This is a genomic window from Niveibacterium sp. COAC-50, from assembly GCF_013184235.1.
Lineage (GTDB): Bacteria > Pseudomonadota > Gammaproteobacteria > Burkholderiales > Rhodocyclaceae > Niveibacterium > Niveibacterium microcysteis.
The window spans coordinates 58,872-76,625 of the sequence record NZ_JABCJM010000004.1; the positions used below are offsets into that span (position 1 = coordinate 58,872).

Below are 17,754 nucleotides of genomic sequence, written 5' to 3' on the forward strand. Positions count from 1 at the left end.
GGCATGAAACCTTGCACTCGCACCCCGGTACCGCCGCGCCACTATCTGCAGGAACTGCCGTTGTTGCTTGTCTTCAACACGGTGTTCGCGGCGCTGTGGACCACCGTATCCGGCAGCGGATTTGGCGAAGCACTGGTCTATAGCCAGTGCATTGGCGGGCTGTGCTACCTGTCATCGATCCCGATCCGCTACATCCGCTACCCCGCACTCAAGTTCGCCTGGGGCATCGCGGGCGGCGCACTCGGGGTGGTCGGCGGCATGATGCTCGCCACCGCGCTGCGCGGGCATCCGGCCACCGCCGCGCTGACCCAGTCGCCCTATGCGTGGCGGCTCACCTTTGGTTTCTCGGCCGTCGCGTTTGCGCTCTGCTTCGCCTTCTTCTGGTGGCGAGAGGTGGCCGAGCGCCGATCCGCCGAACTCGCGGCCCGCGCGGCGCAGGCCGATGCCGCGCGCACCGAAGCCGAGCGTGCCGCCGCCAGCGCACAATTGGCCGCGCTGCAGGCGCAGATCGAACCGCACTTCCTGTTCAACACCCTGGCCAACCTGCGCAGCCTGATCGGGCGCGACCCCGAGCTCGCTCGCACCCTGCTCGATCGCCTGATCGAGTGGCTGCGCGCCACGCTGCAGGCATCGCGCACGCCGCACACCACGCTCGCGGCGGAGTTCGAATTGCTGAGCGCCTACCTCGACATCCAACGTATCCGCATGGGCGGCCGGCTCACCGTCGAGACGCGCGTGGCGCCCGCCTTGCGCGAACTGCAATTGCCACCACTGTTGCTGCAGCCGCTGGTGGAAAACGCCATCGCCCACGGTATCGAACAGAAGGCCGGGCCTGCCCACATTGCGTTGCTGGCTGAGTTGCGCGACGGGCGCGTGCGGCTCGCAGTGACCGACAACGGCGTCGGGCTCGGCGCTTCGAACACGCAAGGCACCGGACTCGGTCTGGAAAATGTGCAGGCGCGGCTGGCTTCGTGTTTTGGCGACGATGCGCGCCTGTCGGTTGAGAGCGCGCCGGGCGGCGGCGTGTGCGCAAGCATCGAGATCCCCGCCGATCGTGCTGGAGTACACGCATGAACTCGACCATTCGCGCTGTCGTCGCCGACGACGAACCCTTGCTACGCGCCGACCTTGTCGATGCCTTGCGGCAACTATGGCCCGCACTGCAGATCGTCGCCGAAGCGGACGATGGTGACGCAGCGCTGGCGGCCTGCCGCGCACAGCGCCCGGACATCGCGTTTCTCGATATCCGCATGCCGGGTCAATCGGGCATGTCGGTCGCGCAGACCCTGCTGAACGAAGGCGTTGCGCCTTTGCTGGTATTCGTCACCGCCTACGACAGTTTCGCGGTAGAGGCCTTCGAGCGCGAAGCGGTGGACTACCTGCTGAAGCCCTTCACCATGCAACGGCTGGAGCACTGCATCACCAAACTGCGCAAGCGCCTTGAACAGCCGGCCACAGCACCCGATCTCGCAAGCCTGATCGCGGCGTTGCAGCGCGGCGCAAGCCCGGCCCCCGCGGCCCGGCTCAACTGGGTGCGCGCCGCAGTGGGCGACACGGTGAAAATGCTCGCCGTGAAAGACGTGATCTACTTCGCTGCCACCGACAAGTACGTCGCGGTGTTCACGCAGGAAGGCGAATCGCTGATCCGCACGCCGCTCAAGGAACTGCTGGATCAACTCGATCCGGCCGACTTCCAGCAGATCCACCGCGGACTCATCGTGAACCTGCGCCATGTGCAAAGCGCGCGGCCAGACGGCAATGGCCGGGTACTACTCAAGCTCGCCGGCCGGCCGGAGACCCTGACGGTATCGCGCAGCTACGCCCACCTGTTCCGGCAGATGTAGCCGCGCGGCGCTCAGAGGTTTTCTTCCTTCTGCGTATAGTCGTGGCGGCTGTCGCGGGTGTTCTTCTGCACCGCCACCGCCGCAAACAGGCTCAGCGCAAAGGCCATCGCGTAGAAGCCCTTCTCGCTCGGCGCCAGCGTGGCATTCCACAGGCCCACGCAGAGCAGCAAAATCGAGACCGCCACCGAGACCCACGCCAGGCCGAAGTAGATGCCGGTAACCGGGATGCCTTCGAGCTTGTCGCGCACGCTCTTCTGCAGCGACACGGCGGCAAACAGGCCGTAGAGAATGAGCGTGAAGTAGTAGCCCTTCTCGTTGAGCTGCATCTGCGCATTCCACAGGCCAGCGCAATAGGCGCCGACGCCAAGGAACAACGCGATCCACGACGCGCCGACGAATGCGGCAGAAGGCTTATGAAATTCGCTGGCCATGTTTCCTCTGAAGTCTGATTGATTCGGGCTTTTCCGGCCCGTGCGCATTGTCAGCTAGCGGCGCCCGCGGCGCGAGCCAGAATTGCGGCCGACGGCGGAAGATTCCGCGCCGCACGCACTGCCGGCAAGTGCGCCCGGCGCCGGTATCAAAACCTGCGCCGGGCAGGGTCACTTCGGTGCGCCCTCCGTCAGCGCTGTGACGCCATCAGGGCAGTAGCGCCACGTCGATTGCCTCGTCGACGCTGCGCTCGCCCAGGCGCAGTGTGATACCGCCCTCGCTGACAAACCAGCCCACCGACGCGCCCGCGGCATCCGCCTGCGGCACCACCGCCCCGCCAACGCGCACTTCGCGCACGCTGTTGCCACCGAGCAGGAACTCCAGCGCCAGCTTGCGCTTGGCCGTGGCACCGCTCCGGTTATCGGGGCGCAGCGTGAAGCGCACTTCGCCGGCCGCATTGCGTTGCGTCGTCATGGTGGTGCGCGCCGACTGACCCGCCTCGTAGCCGCGGGTAACACCATCGTCCTCAACCAGCGTGAAGTGGCTCTCAGTCGCCGCCGGCACGATGCGCACCAGCATGTCGTCGAACCAATGCATCGCGCGATCACGCGGATCGCCCAGATGGCCCGGCGCATCGCGCAGCATCGGCACGATCGCCCCTTCGCGCAGGAAGATCGGCGCACGCAACTGATCGGCGACGAGCAGACTCTCCTGGCTGAAAGCCCCTTGCGACGCAACACGCCGCGCGGGTGCATAGAAGTCGGTCCAAGCGCCCGCGGGCAGGTACACCCCCATCGTTGCGTCGGTGCCGCTGGGCGTGCCGAACAGCACCCAGGGCCCGATCATCTTGGTGGTGACAACGCTGCGCGCCTGCTTGTCCTGCTGGAAGTGGTACGCGAGCGGCGGGAACATCGCATCACCCTGATCGTGGGCCGCGTGCGCCAGGCTGTAGAGGTAGGGCACCAGCCGGTAACGCAGCTTCAACGCCGCGAGGTTGCTGGCAGCGTCGCCGATGCGGTCCGGCGCGGTCTCGGTGCAGTTGCAGAGGTTCTGTACATGCGGCCGCAGCGGCACGTCGAGCAGCGCACTGGTGGCGAACCAGCGAGTGTAGAGCTTCGAGAGCGGCGCGCCGCTCATGCCGGCGCGATCGAAACCGCCAACGTCGGAGCCGTAGTAGTCGAAGCCCGAGAGGCTCATGTTGGCCTGCGCGGTCATCTGTGCGCCAAGTGCAGCGAACGAAGACTGCACATCGCCCGACCAGGTCGCCACACCGAAACGTTGGCTGCCGGCCGCGCCGGAGCGGCTGAGAATCCACGGCCGGCGCTGCGGATGGGTGCGTGCCGTGTCGCCCGCAATGCTGCGGCTCCAGAAGAAATTGAGCAGGTTATGTACATCGGCATGGCGTGTCGGGTGCGCGCCATACCAGTCGATGCCGAAGTACTGCGACGATGGGCTGAACATCTCCGGCTCGCCCAGATCGGTCCAGTGGCCCAGCACGCCATCGTTGATCAGCGCGACACGCTTGGCGTCGTGCCACCAACTGCCGGCCCCCGGGTTGGACCAGTCGATCATGCCGCCGATGCCCCACCATGGATTGCTGGAATAGACCGTGGCGTCCTTGCAGGGGGGCGCGCAATCCATCGCGAGATAGCGTTGATCCGCCAGCGCCCGGAATTCGGGCAGCGCCCCACCGATATAGCTCTCCTCGATCAACACCGTGCCGACGCCATTCGCCGCATAAGCGGCAAGCTTCGCAGCGGGATCCGGGAACTTGCCTGTCGCCCAGCTGAGCTTGCCCATCGAGGTGCTTTGCGAGCCACTGTTGATACCGCCAAACCACTGTAGGTCCAGCACGGCGCCATCGACCGGAAAACCCTTGCCGTGCAGCGTTGCGAGCTTGTCGTCCAGCTCCGCCCAGTTGTCGTAGCCGTACTCCGATATCCAGAGGCCGAAGGCCTTCAATGGCGGCACCGGCGGTGTGCCGGTAAGGGACAAGTAGTCGCGTCGCAAATCGGGCAGATCAGCGCCCGTAAACAGAAAGAGCCCGAGTGATGGCGACGGGCTGTCGACGGTCCAGGTCGCTGCGCGGAAATCAAAGCTCAGCGGGTAGGCCGAGTCGACGAACAAGCCCCAGTTGCGTTGCCCCTCGCCCAGCACGTAGGCCACCGGCACCTGCATATCGCCCGAGGCCGAGATGTCGGAATAGGTCATCGCGTTGCCGTACTTGCTCGCCGGCACCCGTTGCGCGCCCAGCCACGATGGCGACTTGCTGCCGCTGACAAGCCGCTCGCCGAGGCCCAGCACTTCCGTCGCCCCCTCGCCAGAGAGCGCCAAGCGAAGCCGATCCGCCTGCCAGTCCTGCACGCAAAGGCGCGTCAGCACGCGCACCTCTGGCTGGCGGGCGGAGATCCGCCAGCAGCCCTGATCGAGTTCAACCAACAGGGCGTCGGTCACCAGGCGCTTGGCGTCCGGGTCCCAGGTATAGCTGGCCGGCCCGCTGAAATCGCGCAGCGCCACCATCGGAGACATGAAGGGCGTGCCCGGCTCAATCTGCGCGCTGTAGGCAACATGCAGCATGTCGCCCCGCACCAGTGTCAGCATCACCTGATGGCCGCCCTGGCTCAGACGAAGCTGAGGCGTCGCCGACGGGAAGTAGCTCGCTTCCGCTGGCGCTGGCGCCGGCGGCGTCGGCGTCGGCGTCGGCGCAGCAGCGCTTGCCCCGCCACCACCGCAGCCTGCAAGCAATACGCAGCACGCGCTGGTGAGCGCCGCCCAGCGGCGCGCTTGAATGGTCTTACCGTGCATCAGCACTACCCCTCACTTCGATCAGTTACAGCTTTCGGTTGCGCCGTCGCGCACCAGATCCGCCAACATCAGCATCGGCGTGACAAAACACTTCACCGTGCCGGCGCTGTCCCGCTTCGCGCGCATCATCCACTCCGCCATGAAGCGGTCGTCGCCGATCGGCAGAAAGCTCATTGGCAGACGGCCGTCGGAGAACCCAAGCATCAGTCGGTCACCGGCCATGCTCATCGTCACCGTCAGGTTGTTCGCAGCACGATAGGTGCCCACGTAGTCCGCCGCATTGATCGGCGTCGTATCCTCGCTGGCGTCGGGGCGCGACTGCGCGAGCATCCAGCCAATCGGCTCCGCCTGCAGCGCCTCCACTTGTGTATCGCCGTGCCCCTTGTTGGTCTCGTGATAGTCGGGCGTGCCGCCCGCTGCGCGAAGGATCACGACCGGATTGCGCGCCCAGGCGATCGGCACGTTCGCATCAGGAACGCCTGCATAGACGCGCATTGGCGTTGCAACGATACGGGCAAAGCTGCCGCCCCAGTCCGCTTCGGTCGTGATCGGCAAGTGACGATCGTAGGAGTCCGTATCGTTCGACAGCCCCCCCACCACGGGCATGACTGCAGCGAAGCGCTTCGGGTACGCAAGCACCATGCTCCACGAACCGAAACCGCCCAGACTGCCGCCGGTGATACTGACGCGGGTCTTGTCCACCGCGAAGCGCTGCTCCACGTCGCGGATCACCCTATCGATGAAAGCCGGATCGTGCCAATCCACCTTGTGCCCGTGGGTGTTCACATCCTGCTGGGGTTGCACGACGATCGCGGGCAAACCTTTGTGGTTGTCCTTCATGTAGCCCATGATGCCCTGCTGACTCAGGCTGCTGAGCACGAGGCCAGAAAACGGCTGCGAGCCGTGCAGATAGATGATCAGCGGCCATTTCGCCGAGGCGTCATCGCCATAGCCCTTGGGCAGATAGAGCAGGTAGTTCGATGCGCCGTCGACCGGGGTGGCCAGCTTCTCCTGCGTCACGGTGATCGTATCGCCCGCAATCGGCGGGGTAACGGTTCCGGTGCCATCTCCGCCACCACCACATGCAGCGAGCAACAACAGCGCCAGCAGGCTGGCCGAACGCAACACTCTCAAACGCATGGTTTCTCCTGTTCGCAAATGGCGGTGCCGGGCTGACCACTCACGCGGCGCGTGTGAGGCACCGCGGCGGGGCGAGATCCGGAGGTAATCCGAGTCGCCTTCGGTGCTTTGATCCGGAGGCGAGGTTCATTTGCGCAGGCGTTTGAGGCCACGCCGGCTGGCGGCGCGGGCGCGGCGGACGAGCCACCACGCACAGGACCCGCAGCACATCGAGGCACCGCGTAGCCTGTCTGGCCCGTAGTCTAGTCTCAGGGCGACGGCGCTGTCGGCAGCGATGACGAACGAATCGCGGACTTTTGACACGGCGCAGACCCGCGCCCGCCACTTTCACCTGCGGCCCACCCCCGCTACCCTTGCGAACTTACCCACCGCATTGCCGCGTGAACGGCAGATCAGGGGCGCCATGCGTATCGCGTTTGTGTCAGACATCCACGGCAACCTGCCCGCACTGGAGGCGGTCGTCGCCGACATCCATCGGCGCGGCGCAGACATGATCGTGAATCTTGGGGACAGCCTGTCCGGCCCGTTGCTGCCGCGCGAAACCGCGCACTATCTGATCGCCGCCGGCTGGCCCACGCTCGCCGGCAACCACGAGCGCCAATTGCTGACCGAGGCGCCGGCGCACCAAGGCGCGTCCGACGCCCACGCATACGCCCGACTCGGCGAAACCGAGTTCGCGTGGATGCGCAGCCAGCCCGGCAGCCTGCAACTGCAGCCGGAGGTGTTCGTCTGCCACGGCACACCAGCGAGCGACCTGGAATACTTCTTCGAGTCGCTCACGCCCGCTGGCGCGCGCATCGCCACCGCCGAAGAGATCCGCGCACGACTTGGCGCGCAGCGCTCACCCCTGGTCGCCTGCGGGCATTCGCACATGCCGCGCATTCTCCGGATCGGCCGGCAGTGGCTGCTCAACCCTGGCAGCGTCGGGTTGCAGGCGTTTCGCGGCGAATACCCACACCCGCACAAGATCGAGACCGGCTCGCCCGATGCCCGCTATGCCATTGCCGCACTAAGGGACGGCGCTTGGCATCTGTCGCTGCACGCCGTGCCCTACGACTTTGAACCGATGGCGCGGCTCGCCGAAGCCAATGGCCGGCCCGAATGGGCGTACGCGCTACGCACCGGCTACGTCAGCTGACTGAACGGCCGCCGAACAGAGCCACCGCCAAATGACCCCAACCCACATTACGCACTACCACCTCGCGGATCGCCGCCCCTTCCTGAACCTGTCGGACCTAGCGGACGATGCGCTGCAGCAGGTATTGGATGAACTCAACGCGCGACGCAGCGCCGATGCGGGCTACCAGCGCTTCTTCGGACGGCGGTACATGCAGCTACGTCGGCTCACCGAGGCGCGGATGCGCGAGTTGTTTGTCGCCGCCGGCGGGCGCCCCGAACGGCAGTCACCGCACTACTTCGTGCTCGGATCCAGCGAGTGGTTTCGCAGACTCGCGGCAGATACCCGCGCCATCACGCTCGCGCTCAACACGTTGCCGGCCGATCAACTCAGCTTCACCTATCCGGACAGCTTCACCGCGATGGGCTTCGGGCCGCAATTCGGGCTGCCACACGTGGCACGCCCCTACCACGGCCAGGTGTTCCGGCTCGAAGCGCTGGCGGAAGTCGTGGCGCAATACGGATTGCCGGCCGACGAGCCGGATGCAGGCCACGCTGACTACCACCTGAAACCCTTCGAGAAGTACATCGAAGTGCAACTGTGGTCGGACGCACCGATTGCGTCCCTGCTCCAACAGGTCGAGACGTTAGCCCGCGTTCAAGTCTGACGTGGCCGCTGCGCGAGCAAACGATCCAGCGCCGCACCGAACGCCCGCGAATCTGCCGCCGAGAAGCCTGAAGGCCCACCGGTTTCCACGCCCGAATCGCGCAGCCCTTGCATGAAATCGCGCATCGACAGGCGCTCGCGGATGTTCTCCTTCGTCAATCGTTCGCCGCGCGGATCCAGCACCAGGCCGCCGCGTTCGATCACCTGCGAGGCAAGCGGGATGTCTGCGGTGATCACGAGATCGCCGGGCAACACGCGCGACGCGATCTCGTCATCCGCCACGTCGAAGCCCTTGGGCACCTGCAGTGACCGGATGTGCGGCGATGGCGGCACGCTGATCATCTGGTTGGCGATCAAGGTCACCGGAATCGCAGTGCGTGTCGCCGCTCTGAACAGGATCTCGCGTATCACGCGCGGGCAGGCGTCGGCATCAACCCAAATCTGCATGTCGGGCGTCTCGGTTTCTGGGGCGCACAGAATACGACACGCACTGCGCGAAAGTACGGGCGCGTCCCCCTTGTAGAATTTCCGGGGGCCACCACATCAGTGAGGCGTCACCGGTTTGGCTGGCTCGTTTTCCTCGTCTCGCGCGGAGGCCTCATGGAGCACACGTTTCCCGAACCCGCCCAGCAGCAAGTGTGGGAGACCGTCGTCGCACTCAACGCCGCGTGGACTTTCGGTGATCCGGACGCATTGTCGGAATACTTTCACCCCCGCATGGTCGCCATCACGCCGGTCGATCGCGAGCGACGCCTCGGCGCCGAACGCTGCATCGCCGGCTGGAAGGGCTTTCGTGAAGCGACGCACATTCACCGCTTCGACGTTACGGAACCGGTGGTCGAGGTCTTCGGCGAAGCGGCGGTGGTGAGCTACTACTACGACATGTCTTTCGACATGAACGGGCAGACCATCAACACGGGCGGTCGGGATCTGTTCTTCCTGGTGCGGGAGGCGGGTCGCTGGTGGGTCGTTGCGGACCAGTTCTCGCCCTATCCTCCGAGCTGAGCAGCGCGCTGCACCTGCAGACATCCGACCATTCAGGAAGCGCCATGCCGACATCCCAACTCGCACAGCTCAACATCGCTCAGTTGCTTGAGCCACTCGATTCGCCGCGCCTGGCGGATTTCGTCGCCAACCTTGACCGGATCAATCAGCTGGCCGAGCAATCGCCCGGCTTCGTCTGGCGCCTGCAGGACGAAACCGGTGATGCCACGGCGATCCGGCCGTTCGCGGACGACGTGATCGTCAACATGTCCGTGTGGCAAGACCTCGCTGCGCTGCATGCGTTCGCCTTCCGCTCCGCACATGCCGACATCCTGCGCCGACGCCGCGAATGGTTCGCGCGCATGGCCGATGCCTACGCCGTGCTGTGGTGGGTGCCCACCGGTCATCAGCCCAGCCTGCACGAAGCCGCGGCGCGCCTCGCCCACCTTCGTGCGCACGGCCCCACCGAGTTCGCATTCACCTTCCGCGACGCATTCCCCGCCCCGCTGCGTGACGAAGTTTGACACTCGCCGCCTCGGCGGCGTGGAAAACTGCGCACGCCCAGCCGCGTGCTGCGCACTACCCTAGCGTGTGCCTGCCCTGCAGGCGATCGGTCACGTTCCAACGAACGGCCAGTACGCTACCCAGCCTCGCATCCACGCCCATGAACTCGCGCTCGAACTCCCCCTGGGGCGCTACGCTGCCCCTCAAGTCGCTCCGCAGCACGCCACCGAAGCAACGTCTTAACGGCTGGTGGCTGGAACACGCACCCGGGCAGTCCAACGCCACCGGCATCATTGGAGCCTTCGTACATACCGCAGCGGGCAAGACCAGCTCGGTTATCGACATCGATGCGGAAACGCGCCGCGTAAAAACCAAGAGCGGCACCATCTATGAACTGGGCCTGCCCGATACGGCCTTCGCGCGCGAGAACACCCGTCTGCTGCGCGAACTCGGGCTGATCTGACGCGCGCGATTCAATCGCCGTACGGCACCACGGCGGCGTAGAGTGCGGAGTCCCACGATAGCCAACACGCCCAATGCCCACCATGACAAACACTTTCGGCCAGCCGCTTGGCGCCGAAGTACCGAACTGGTCGCCACCTCTCCGCCCAGGTGGCGTTGTACTGCCTGGGCGTTTCTGCCGCGTCGAACCGCTTGACCCCGCACGCCACGCCGACGACCTGTTCGCGGCTGACGCGCTGGACACCGATGGCCGCAGCTGGACCTACCTGCCCTACGGCCCCTTCACATCCATCGATGAATATCGCGCCTGGCTGGCCGACATGGCGGCGGGGCAGGACCCGTGCTTCTACGCGATCTTGGATGCCGCAACCGGGCGCGCAGTCGGGGTATGCAGCTACCTGCGCATCGACCCGGCGGCGGGTTCCATCGAGGTGGGTCACCTGCACTTCTCGCCACTGCTGCAAGGCAAACCCGCCGCGACCGAAGCGATGTTCCTGATGATGCAGCAGGCCTTCGCGCTCGGTTACCGACGCTACGAATGGAAGTGCAATTCGCTCAACGCCCCGTCGCGCCGCGCGGCGCTGCGACTGGGCTTCTCCTATGAAGGCTGCTTCCGCCAGGCGCGAATCGACCGAGGTCGCAACCGCGACACCACCTGGTATTCGGTCATCGACAGTGAATGGCCGGCGCTGAAAGCACTGTTCGAGCAATGGCTCGCGCCGGACAACTTTGATGCCGAAGGGCGGCAACGGGTCGCGCTGTCTGCGCTGACCGCATCACACCCGCGCGCGCCGGCGAATACCTGAGCGCGCCGCGCTAAACTCGGCGGCATGGTTTCGCCCAGCCCGACCCAACCCGCCCCGACCGAAGACCACCGGCCACGCGTCGCAGCAGAGCGGCGCGAGCGAACGCGCGCAAAGCTGATTGCCTGCGCGCTGGCCGTCATCGCGCAGCGCGGCCTCGAACCGGGCGTGATCGATGAGGTGATCACCGCGGCAGGCGTAGCGCGCGGCACCTTCTACAACTACTTCCGCACCCATGAAGCCCTGTGGGCTGGCGTCGCCGAGGCGGTCAGCAACGAGATCGTCCGCGTGATCGACCCGCTGGTGTTGCGCCACCGCGACCCGGCTGCGCGGCTTGCGGCCGGTCTGCGCTATGCGCTGCAACTGGCGCGAACTTACCCGCTGTTCGCCGGGTTCGTGATTCGTGGCGGCGTCGCCGCAATCCGCCACGGCGGCCAGGCCACGCAGAACATCATGCGCGACATCGACGCCGGCATCGCCGCCGGCCGTTTTGCCCCGCTGCCCGCGGCGCTCATCCTCGATCTCGTGCTCGGTCCGGTGGTCGCCGCATTTGCGTCGGTGCAAGCCGACGACACCCCCAGGGACTACCCGGAACAGTTCGCTCAGGCCGTTCTTCAGGCGCTCGGCGTGCCACGCGCGGCGGCGCAGCGCTATGCGACGCGCGAACTCGCCCCGATCGAGATTCCCGCCTCGTCCCTGCTCGCCCACGTCCGAAAGAACGCCGACGCCACGTCGTCCCGGTCACGTCGCCCTCGCAACAATTGACACTTGTGTCACTTTGATCGATGCGGCAGACTCGCTGCGCTTGATGACCGGCGGCGATCGAACCGCCGGCATTGCTCCCGCTACGCGCCGCCCTGCAGCGCACCCCATGAGGAGACCGGTATGTCGCACGATCGCGTTCCGCCCAGCCCGCACGCGGGCCTCACCCGCCGCGAGTTTCTCTCGCTTGCCGGCGCAGCCGCCGTAACGACACCGCTTCTCGGCGGAGCGGAGCCAGCCGCGGCAGCAGCCCAGCCCGGCCACACGCCTACGCCGCAACGCCGCGCAGGCAAGGCACCGAACATCCTGTTCGTGTTCACCGACCAGGAGCGCCACATCACGCAATGGCCCAAGGGCTACACGCTGCCCGGGCACGATCAGCTCGCCAAGCGCGGGGTGCGCTTCGACCAGCACTACTGCCCCGCGGTGATGTGCACCAGCTCGCGCGCAGTACTGATGACAGGCCTGCAGACCGCCGACAACCGGATGTTCGAGAACGCGGACATGCCCTACGTCGCAGCGCTGTCGACCAAGGTGCCGACGGTCGGCCACATGCTGCGCAAGGCGGGCTATTACACCGCTTACAAGGGGAAGTGGCACCTGAACGCCGCGTTCGACACCGAATCGCCCGACCGGCTGTTCACCAAGGAGATGGACGCCTACGGCTTCTCGGATTTCGTGTGGCCGGGCGATGTGCTGGTGCACACACTGGGCGGCTACCACCATGACCACATGATCGCCGGCAGCGCGGTATCGTGGATGCGCGAGAAAGGTCAGGCGCTGCAGCACGAGGGCAAGCCGTGGGCGCTGTTCGTGAGCCTGGTGAATCCGCACGACATCATGTACTTCAACACCGACGCCCCGGGCGAGCAGGTGCAGGACACCGGGCATCTGTTGATGCATGCAGCGCGCGCCCCGGAGCACCCCGCCTATCGCACGCGCTGGAACGCGCCGCTGCCCGCATCGCTGCATCAGCCGCTCGACGCCCCCGGCCGCCCCGGCGCGCACCGCGAGTTCCACCGCGCCTGGGGCTACACCCTCGGCACGATTCCACCCGAGGCCGAACGCTGGCAGCGCTTCTCGGATTTCTACCTGAACTCGATCCGCTCGGTCGACGCGCAACTCAAGCGCATGCTCGACGAGCTTGATGCGCTCGGGCTCAGCGACGACACCATCATCGTCTTCACCTCGGATCACGGCGAAATGGGCGGCGCCCATGGACTGCGTGGCAAGGGCCCCTTCGCCTATCAGGAGGCGATTCACCTGCCGATGTATGTGGCGCACCCCGACGTGCGCGGCGGACAGACCTGCAAGGCGCTGACCGGCCACATCGACATCGTGCCGACGCTGCTCTCGCTGGCCGGTATCGATGCCACCCACGCAAGTGAGCTCGCTGGGCGGCAGCTACCGGGCCGCGACTTCTCGCCGGCGCTTGCCAAGCCAGCAAGCGCTGCGGTGCATGCGGTGCGCGATGCGGTGCTCTTCACCTACAGCGGCATCGCCACCAACGACAGCGAGGTCACACGCATCGTGTCCGAGGCCCGCGCAGCGGGCCAAGACCCGAAGGGCGCCATGGTCGCCGCCGGCTACCGGCCCAACCTGCGCAAGCGGGGCAGCCTGCGTGCGGCATTTGATGGCCGCTACAAGCTCACCCGATATTTCGCGCCGGTGGAGCGGCATCGCCCGGCGAATCTCGACGAGCTGTTCGCTCGCAACGATGTCGAGCTGTTTGACCTGCACGCCGACCCTCACGAGATGCACAACCTGGCACTCGACCGCGCAAAACACGCTGGCGTGCTCGAAACGATGCGGGAGAAACTCGAACAGCAGATCCAGCGCGAGATTGGCGTGGACGACGGTCGCGAGATGCCGGACTTCGACGGCATCCAATGGCAGATCGATCGGCTCGACCTCTAGACGCGCCCGCCAGGCCCGAAGGCCGGCCGTGCACCGATCGCTGCCGTGGTTGCGATACGCGCAGGCCATCGGCAGTCGTTGGCGACTGGCTGGCCTTTCAGGCCGAATACAAGCACCGGCTCGCGCCTGAACCGCTCGATGCGCCCTGGTGGCGACGAGAAGTCGCCGCAACACCGGCAAGAAGTCAGAAAGGCAGGCGGCGCCTCGGCGGGGGTGTCGCTGCCTCGTCGGATTGGGATGACACATCGGCGCGAACCGGCTTGCGCGGCAGGTTCATCTGCTCACGCGCAAAGCGCACCCGCCCTTCCAGCACGCACCCCCGCATGCCGGGGTCGCAGACGGCACCCTGCACACGTTGGCAGATGTTGTCGACATCGTGGGGACAGCTCCAGGCACTCACGTTTGGCGCTCCGGTAGAGATCAGGCGATTGAGGCAAGCTCGCGCAATGCCCACGATTATTGCACCCATTGAAATCCCCTGGGCGCGGCGGCGTTCGTCACAACGCGTTAACGGACGGACGCTCGTGGCGTGCACGCATGCCGCCAGTGGCGCTCGCCGGGCTGCCAGAGCGTGGCCACCGGAGCGGCGTCGACCGCCCTGTGGGTCATGCAATGCACGACCAGGCACGCCACGCGCGTAGCGATGCTCAACGTCGTCACGGGATCGCGCGGCAGCGATCTTTGTGATGCACCGACAGCGAATGAACGCACGGAAGGTTTCTCGCCCGCTACGCCGGCTCCCACGCCCCTTCGATCAATCGTTCGGTGATGAGCCTGCCATCGCGGACGGCAAAACGTCCGATTGCGATGTGGCTCCTGAGCGCGGGGTCGATCGCCTTGAGCAGTGTCTGCTGCATCGCGAGTTTGTCGGGCCGCTGGTCCTGAAGGGTACGCCTGAGGTATTCGGCGACGCGGATCAGGTACGGGTCCTGCATTGCATTGAGGTGGGCTGCGCAGGCCTCGGCAACGGCCTTTTGATCGGGCAGCACGAGTCGCAGGAAGAACCAATGCAGGCACAGCGCAAATCCGTTGTGCTTTGAACTGTCGACCCAGGCCGCGTAGTCGTGTGCCCAAAGGGCTTCCGCTCCCGGGTAGGCGGCGATTTCCTCCGGCACGACGAACAGATGTTCGAGCGCGTTTTCGAGCAAGTAGATCGACTGGATCTCGGCGGCACTTGCCGAGGCCACCGGGAAGAACTTCGGCACCGATTCAAGAACGTTTCGCTTCAGGTGAATCAGTTCGTGCGCGATGACGCGCGGGCTCAGCGCCGAGTGCGCAACGCGGATCGTGATCGCTTGCTGCACGTGATCAATGTCGAGCACCGCTGCGGCGTTGGCGAATGAGGGATGGCGTTGCGCGAACGCTTCGTCGATCTCCTGCACACGTACCGCGATGCCGGTTCGGGCGCGGACTCGCTGGGGAAGCTCGCGCAGCGCAGGCGGGATCGAGTTGAGGAACGCGGCGGGGAAGAAGTCCTGCATTGCGGAGGGCGGGCACACAGGCGGTGAAGTGAGGCGGAATCGCGCGAGCCCGGTTCGCAGGGGGCGAGTCTAGCATCGCCTATCCAGATGCTTGATATGCACGCCCACGGGTCAGGCGCCGACGCTGGCCCAGTCCGCTAGATCACCCTTGTGGCCCCGTCAGTGAGCCGCGCGGACTGGCCGTCCCGCCTGAACGGATTCGCCGCCCCCTGCCCCGCGCGGCGTGCGCGCCCGCTGTTGATTCAGCGCCGCCGCTCCCCCTGCTCCACATCAATCACTGCATGCAACCGATAGTGCTCGCCCGGGTGCCAGAGCGTCGCAACCGAAGCAACGCCATCCGCCCCGCGGGTCACGCGGTGCACGACCAGGCAGGCAGCGCGCGTATCGATACCCAGCATCGTCGCGATATCGCGCGGCGCCGGCCGCGCTTCAACCGTGAGGCGCGCACTGGCAAGCGGGGCAACGCGCGAGAGATAGGCGTTCGGCGTTTCAGCGGAGAAATCCAGGCGCAGGTAGTCCGGCGCCAGCGCCGCATTGACCCAGCGATCCTCCACCTGGATCGGGCGGCCGTCTTCGCGATGGACCAGCACCGAGTGAAACAACGTCGCGCCGACTGGCAAAGCAAAGGCATCGGCCAAGGCGCCGTCCGCCTGGCCGCGCGCGAGGCTCACCAGCGCTGCGGTATGTGTGTGGCCGCGCGCGGCAATGTCCTCAGCAATGTTGCGGATTTCCAGCAGCGGCGCATCGACCCGTGGTGGCGCAACGAAGGTGCCGGCGCCGCGGGTACGGGTCAGCACGCCGGCATCGGTCAGCTCGCGCAACGCGCGGTTCACCGTCATCCGCGCCACACCGAAGTCGCGCGCCAGCCCTTCCTCGGGCGGGATCGCCTCGCCCACCTGCCATTCGCCAGCGCGGATGCGGGCAAGCAGCTCGTCCTTGATCTGCTGGTAGCGGGGCGGGGTACGCGGTGTCGTCATCGATCGGGTTCCGGAGGGAGCACCGCCGTCGAGGCCCGGATCGGTCCGTCGGTGGCGCGCTTTAATTGTATAGACAACTCTTGCGCAAAGCACCTTCCTGCGCTACAAATGTATAGACAACTTTTGCAGTCGCGGAGTACCTCATGTCCATCGCCCACCCCGAACAGGATCCCCGTCTGGCCCCCGGCCGCGTCGTGCGCGCGCCGCGCGGCACCGAGCGCAGCTGCCGCAGCTGGCTTACCGAGGCGGCGTTCCGGATGATCCAGAACAACCTCGACCCGGAGGTCGCCGAGAACCCGGAGGCGCTGGTGGTGTATGGCGGCATCGGCCGTGCCGCGCGCGACTGGACCTGCTTCGACACGATCCTCAAGTCGCTGCAGACACTCGCCGACGACGAGACGCTGCTGGTGCAGTCGGGCAAGCCGGTGGGCGTGTTCCGCACCCACGCCGATGCGCCGCGCGTGCTGCTGGCCAACTCCAACCTGGTGCCCAAGTGGGCAACCTGGGAGCACTTCCACGAGCTCGACCGCAAGGGCCTGATGATGTACGGCCAGATGACGGCCGGCAGCTGGATCTACATCGGCACGCAAGGCATCGTGCAGGGCACCTACGAAACCTTCGCCGAAGCGGGCAGACAGCACTACGGAACGGACGGCAACGCCAACCCCTGGCGCGGCCGCTGGATCCTCTCCGCCGGGCTGGGCGGCATGGGCGGCGCGCAACCGCTGGCAGCGAGCTTCGCCGGCGCCACCTCGCTGATGATCGAGTGCCAGCAGTCGCGCATCGACTTCCGCCTGCGCACCCGCTACCTCGACGTGCAGGCGCGCGATCTCGATCACGCGCTCGAACTCATCGCGCAGCACACCTCACGCGGCGAGGCGGTGTCCATCGGCCTGCTGGGCAACGCCGCCGAGGTGCTGCCGGAGCTGGTTCGGCGCGGAGTGAAACCGGATCTCGTCACCGACCAGACCTCGGCGCACGACCTGATCAACGGCTACCTGCCGATCGGCTGGAGCCTCGAACAGTGGCGCGCCGCGCAGCGCGACCCCGGCATGCACGAGGCCCTGCGCCGCGCCGCCGCGAAGAGCTGCGCGGTGCATGTGCAGGCGATGCTGGACTTCCAGGCGATGGGCGTGCCAGTCGTCGACTACGGCAACAACATCCGCCAGGTCGCGAAGGACGAAGGCGTCGCGAACGCCTTCGACTTCCCCGGCTTCGTGCCGGCCTACATCCGCCCGCTGTTCTGCGAAGGCAAGGGGCCATTCCGCTGGGTGGCGCTGTCGGGCGACCCGGAAGACATCCGCAAGACCGACGCCAAGATCAAGGAGCTGTTCCCGGACAACCACCATGTGCATCGCTGGCTCGACATGGCCGGCGAGCGCATCGCCTTCCAGGGCCTGCCGGCGCGCATCTGCTGGCTGGGTCTGGGCGAACGGCACATCGCCGGGCTCGCCTTCAACGAGATGGTCGCCCGCGGTGAGCTGAAGGCGCCGATCGTGATCGGCCGCGACCACCTCGACACTGGCTCGGTCGCCAGCCCGAACCGCGAGACCGAAGCGATGCGCGACGGTAGCGATGCCGTCTCCGACTGGCCGCTGCTCAACGCCCTGCTCAACACCGCCGGCGGCGCGACCTGGGTGTCGCTGCACCACGGCGGCGGCGTCGGCATGGGCTACTCGCAGCATTCGGGCGTGGTGATCGTCGCCGACGGCACCGAGGCCGCCGCGAAGCGACTCGAACGCGTGCTTTGGAACGACCCGGGCACCGGCGTGATGCGCCATGCCGACGCTGGCTACGACATTGCCCGCGACTGCGCCCGCGAGCGCGGCCTGAACCTGCCGATGCTGGGCTGACCTGCATCCC

18 protein-coding genes are annotated in these 17,754 nt (G+C 66.4%); 11 read left to right on the forward strand and 7 right to left on the reverse strand.

Annotation, left to right across the window (positions count from 1 at the left end; genetic code table 11):
• Positions 1 to 3 precede the first annotated feature (3 nt).
• Together HH302_RS15780 and HH302_RS15785 are read left to right on the forward strand one after the other, a co-directional pair.
• Complete coding sequence (locus HH302_RS15780; protein ID WP_172203209.1) at positions 4 to 1,074, forward strand: sensor histidine kinase; 1,071 nt, start codon at positions 4 to 6, stop codon at positions 1,072 to 1,074.
• Positions 1,071 to 1,844 carry a LytTR family DNA-binding domain-containing protein gene (locus HH302_RS15785; RefSeq protein WP_172203210.1) on the forward strand — a complete coding sequence of 258 codons (774 nt, stop codon included), beginning with the start codon at positions 1,071 to 1,073 and terminating at the stop codon, positions 1,842 to 1,844. Before HH302_RS15780 ends, HH302_RS15785 begins: the two co-directional genes overlap by 4 nt.
• A gap of 11 nt (positions 1,845 to 1,855) precedes the next feature.
• Here HH302_RS15785 and yiaA read toward each other — a convergent pair whose 3' ends face one another.
• The 3 genes from yiaA to HH302_RS15800 form a co-directional block, all read right to left on the reverse strand.
• Positions 1,856 to 2,275: an inner membrane protein YiaA gene (gene yiaA, locus HH302_RS15790; protein WP_172203211.1), complete on the reverse strand. Its 420-nt coding sequence runs from the start codon at positions 2,273 to 2,275 to the stop codon at positions 1,856 to 1,858.
• Positions 2,276 to 2,480: 205 nt separating this feature from the next.
• Positions 2,481 to 5,078, reverse strand: a complete 2,598-nt coding sequence (locus tag HH302_RS15795; protein WP_172203212.1) for a TIM-barrel domain-containing protein — start codon at positions 5,076 to 5,078, stop codon at positions 2,481 to 2,483.
• 21 nt (positions 5,079 to 5,099) lie between these two features.
• On the reverse strand, positions 5,100 to 6,218 hold the full coding sequence (locus HH302_RS15800) for an alpha/beta hydrolase-fold protein (protein WP_172203213.1): 1,119 nt from the start codon (positions 6,216 to 6,218) through the stop codon (positions 5,100 to 5,102).
• Between the two features lie 403 nt (positions 6,219 to 6,621).
• On the opposite strand from HH302_RS15800, the gene HH302_RS15805 reads away from it, so the two are divergent.
• Entirely contained in the window at positions 6,622 to 7,356 is a 735-nt protein-coding gene (locus HH302_RS15805) for a metallophosphoesterase (protein ID WP_172203214.1), read from the forward strand.
• Between the two features lie 31 nt (positions 7,357 to 7,387).
• On the forward strand, positions 7,388 to 8,002 hold the full coding sequence (locus HH302_RS15810; RefSeq protein WP_172203215.1) for a hypothetical protein: 615 nt from the start codon (positions 7,388 to 7,390) through the stop codon (positions 8,000 to 8,002).
• Here the strand turns inward: HH302_RS15810 and HH302_RS15815 are convergent.
• Positions 7,993 to 8,448, reverse strand: coding sequence for a YaiI/YqxD family protein (locus HH302_RS15815; protein WP_172203216.1), 456 nt, complete (start codon positions 8,446 to 8,448; stop codon positions 7,993 to 7,995). The two genes, HH302_RS15810 and HH302_RS15815, sit on opposite strands and share 10 nt — an antisense overlap.
• Before the next feature lie 153 nt (positions 8,449 to 8,601).
• Between HH302_RS15815 and HH302_RS15820 the strand changes: the two genes are divergently transcribed.
• The 6 genes from HH302_RS15820 (at position 8,602) to HH302_RS15845 (ending at position 13,433) form a co-directional block, all read left to right on the forward strand.
• Positions 8,602 to 9,006, forward strand: a complete 405-nt coding sequence (locus HH302_RS15820) for a DUF4440 domain-containing protein (RefSeq protein WP_172203217.1) — start codon at positions 8,602 to 8,604, stop codon at positions 9,004 to 9,006.
• 44 nt (positions 9,007 to 9,050) lie between these two features.
• The gene (locus tag HH302_RS15825; RefSeq protein WP_172203218.1) at positions 9,051 to 9,509 is read left to right on the forward strand and encodes a DUF3291 domain-containing protein; all 459 of its coding nucleotides are present in this window, start codon (positions 9,051 to 9,053) and stop codon (positions 9,507 to 9,509) included.
• Positions 9,510 to 9,649: 140 nt separating this feature from the next.
• Positions 9,650 to 9,952: a hypothetical protein gene (locus HH302_RS15830; RefSeq protein ID WP_172203219.1), complete on the forward strand. Its 303-nt coding sequence runs from the start codon at positions 9,650 to 9,652 to the stop codon at positions 9,950 to 9,952.
• An 82-nt stretch (positions 9,953 to 10,034) separates the two neighbouring features.
• Positions 10,035 to 10,757 (forward strand): GNAT family N-acetyltransferase, encoded by a 723-nt coding sequence (locus HH302_RS15835; protein WP_216661946.1) that lies wholly within the window; start codon positions 10,035 to 10,037, stop codon positions 10,755 to 10,757.
• A gap of 24 nt (positions 10,758 to 10,781) precedes the next feature.
• Positions 10,782 to 11,519, forward strand: a complete 738-nt coding sequence (locus HH302_RS15840; protein WP_172203221.1) for a TetR/AcrR family transcriptional regulator — start codon at positions 10,782 to 10,784, stop codon at positions 11,517 to 11,519.
• A gap of 120 nt (positions 11,520 to 11,639) precedes the next feature.
• Positions 11,640 to 13,433: a sulfatase-like hydrolase/transferase gene (locus HH302_RS15845; protein WP_172203222.1), complete on the forward strand. Its 1,794-nt coding sequence runs from the start codon at positions 11,640 to 11,642 to the stop codon at positions 13,431 to 13,433.
• Between the two features lie 184 nt (positions 13,434 to 13,617).
• Here HH302_RS15845 and HH302_RS15850 read toward each other — a convergent pair whose 3' ends face one another.
• The 3 genes from HH302_RS15850 to hutC form a co-directional block, all read right to left on the reverse strand.
• Positions 13,618 to 13,833: a hypothetical protein gene (locus HH302_RS15850; protein WP_172203223.1), complete on the reverse strand. Its 216-nt coding sequence runs from the start codon at positions 13,831 to 13,833 to the stop codon at positions 13,618 to 13,620.
• 328 nt (positions 13,834 to 14,161) lie between these two features.
• On the reverse strand, positions 14,162 to 14,914 hold the full coding sequence (locus tag HH302_RS15855; protein WP_172203224.1) for a hypothetical protein: 753 nt from the start codon (positions 14,912 to 14,914) through the stop codon (positions 14,162 to 14,164).
• A gap of 242 nt (positions 14,915 to 15,156) precedes the next feature.
• Positions 15,157 to 15,891, reverse strand: coding sequence for a histidine utilization repressor (hutC, locus tag HH302_RS15860; protein WP_172203225.1), 735 nt, complete (start codon positions 15,889 to 15,891; stop codon positions 15,157 to 15,159).
• A gap of 143 nt (positions 15,892 to 16,034) precedes the next feature.
• Here hutC and hutU point away from each other — a divergent pair, with 143 nt between their 5' ends.
• Complete coding sequence (hutU, locus tag HH302_RS15865; RefSeq protein ID WP_172203226.1) at positions 16,035 to 17,744, forward strand: urocanate hydratase; 1,710 nt, start codon at positions 16,035 to 16,037, stop codon at positions 17,742 to 17,744.
• Positions 17,745 to 17,754: the final 10 nt, after the last annotated feature.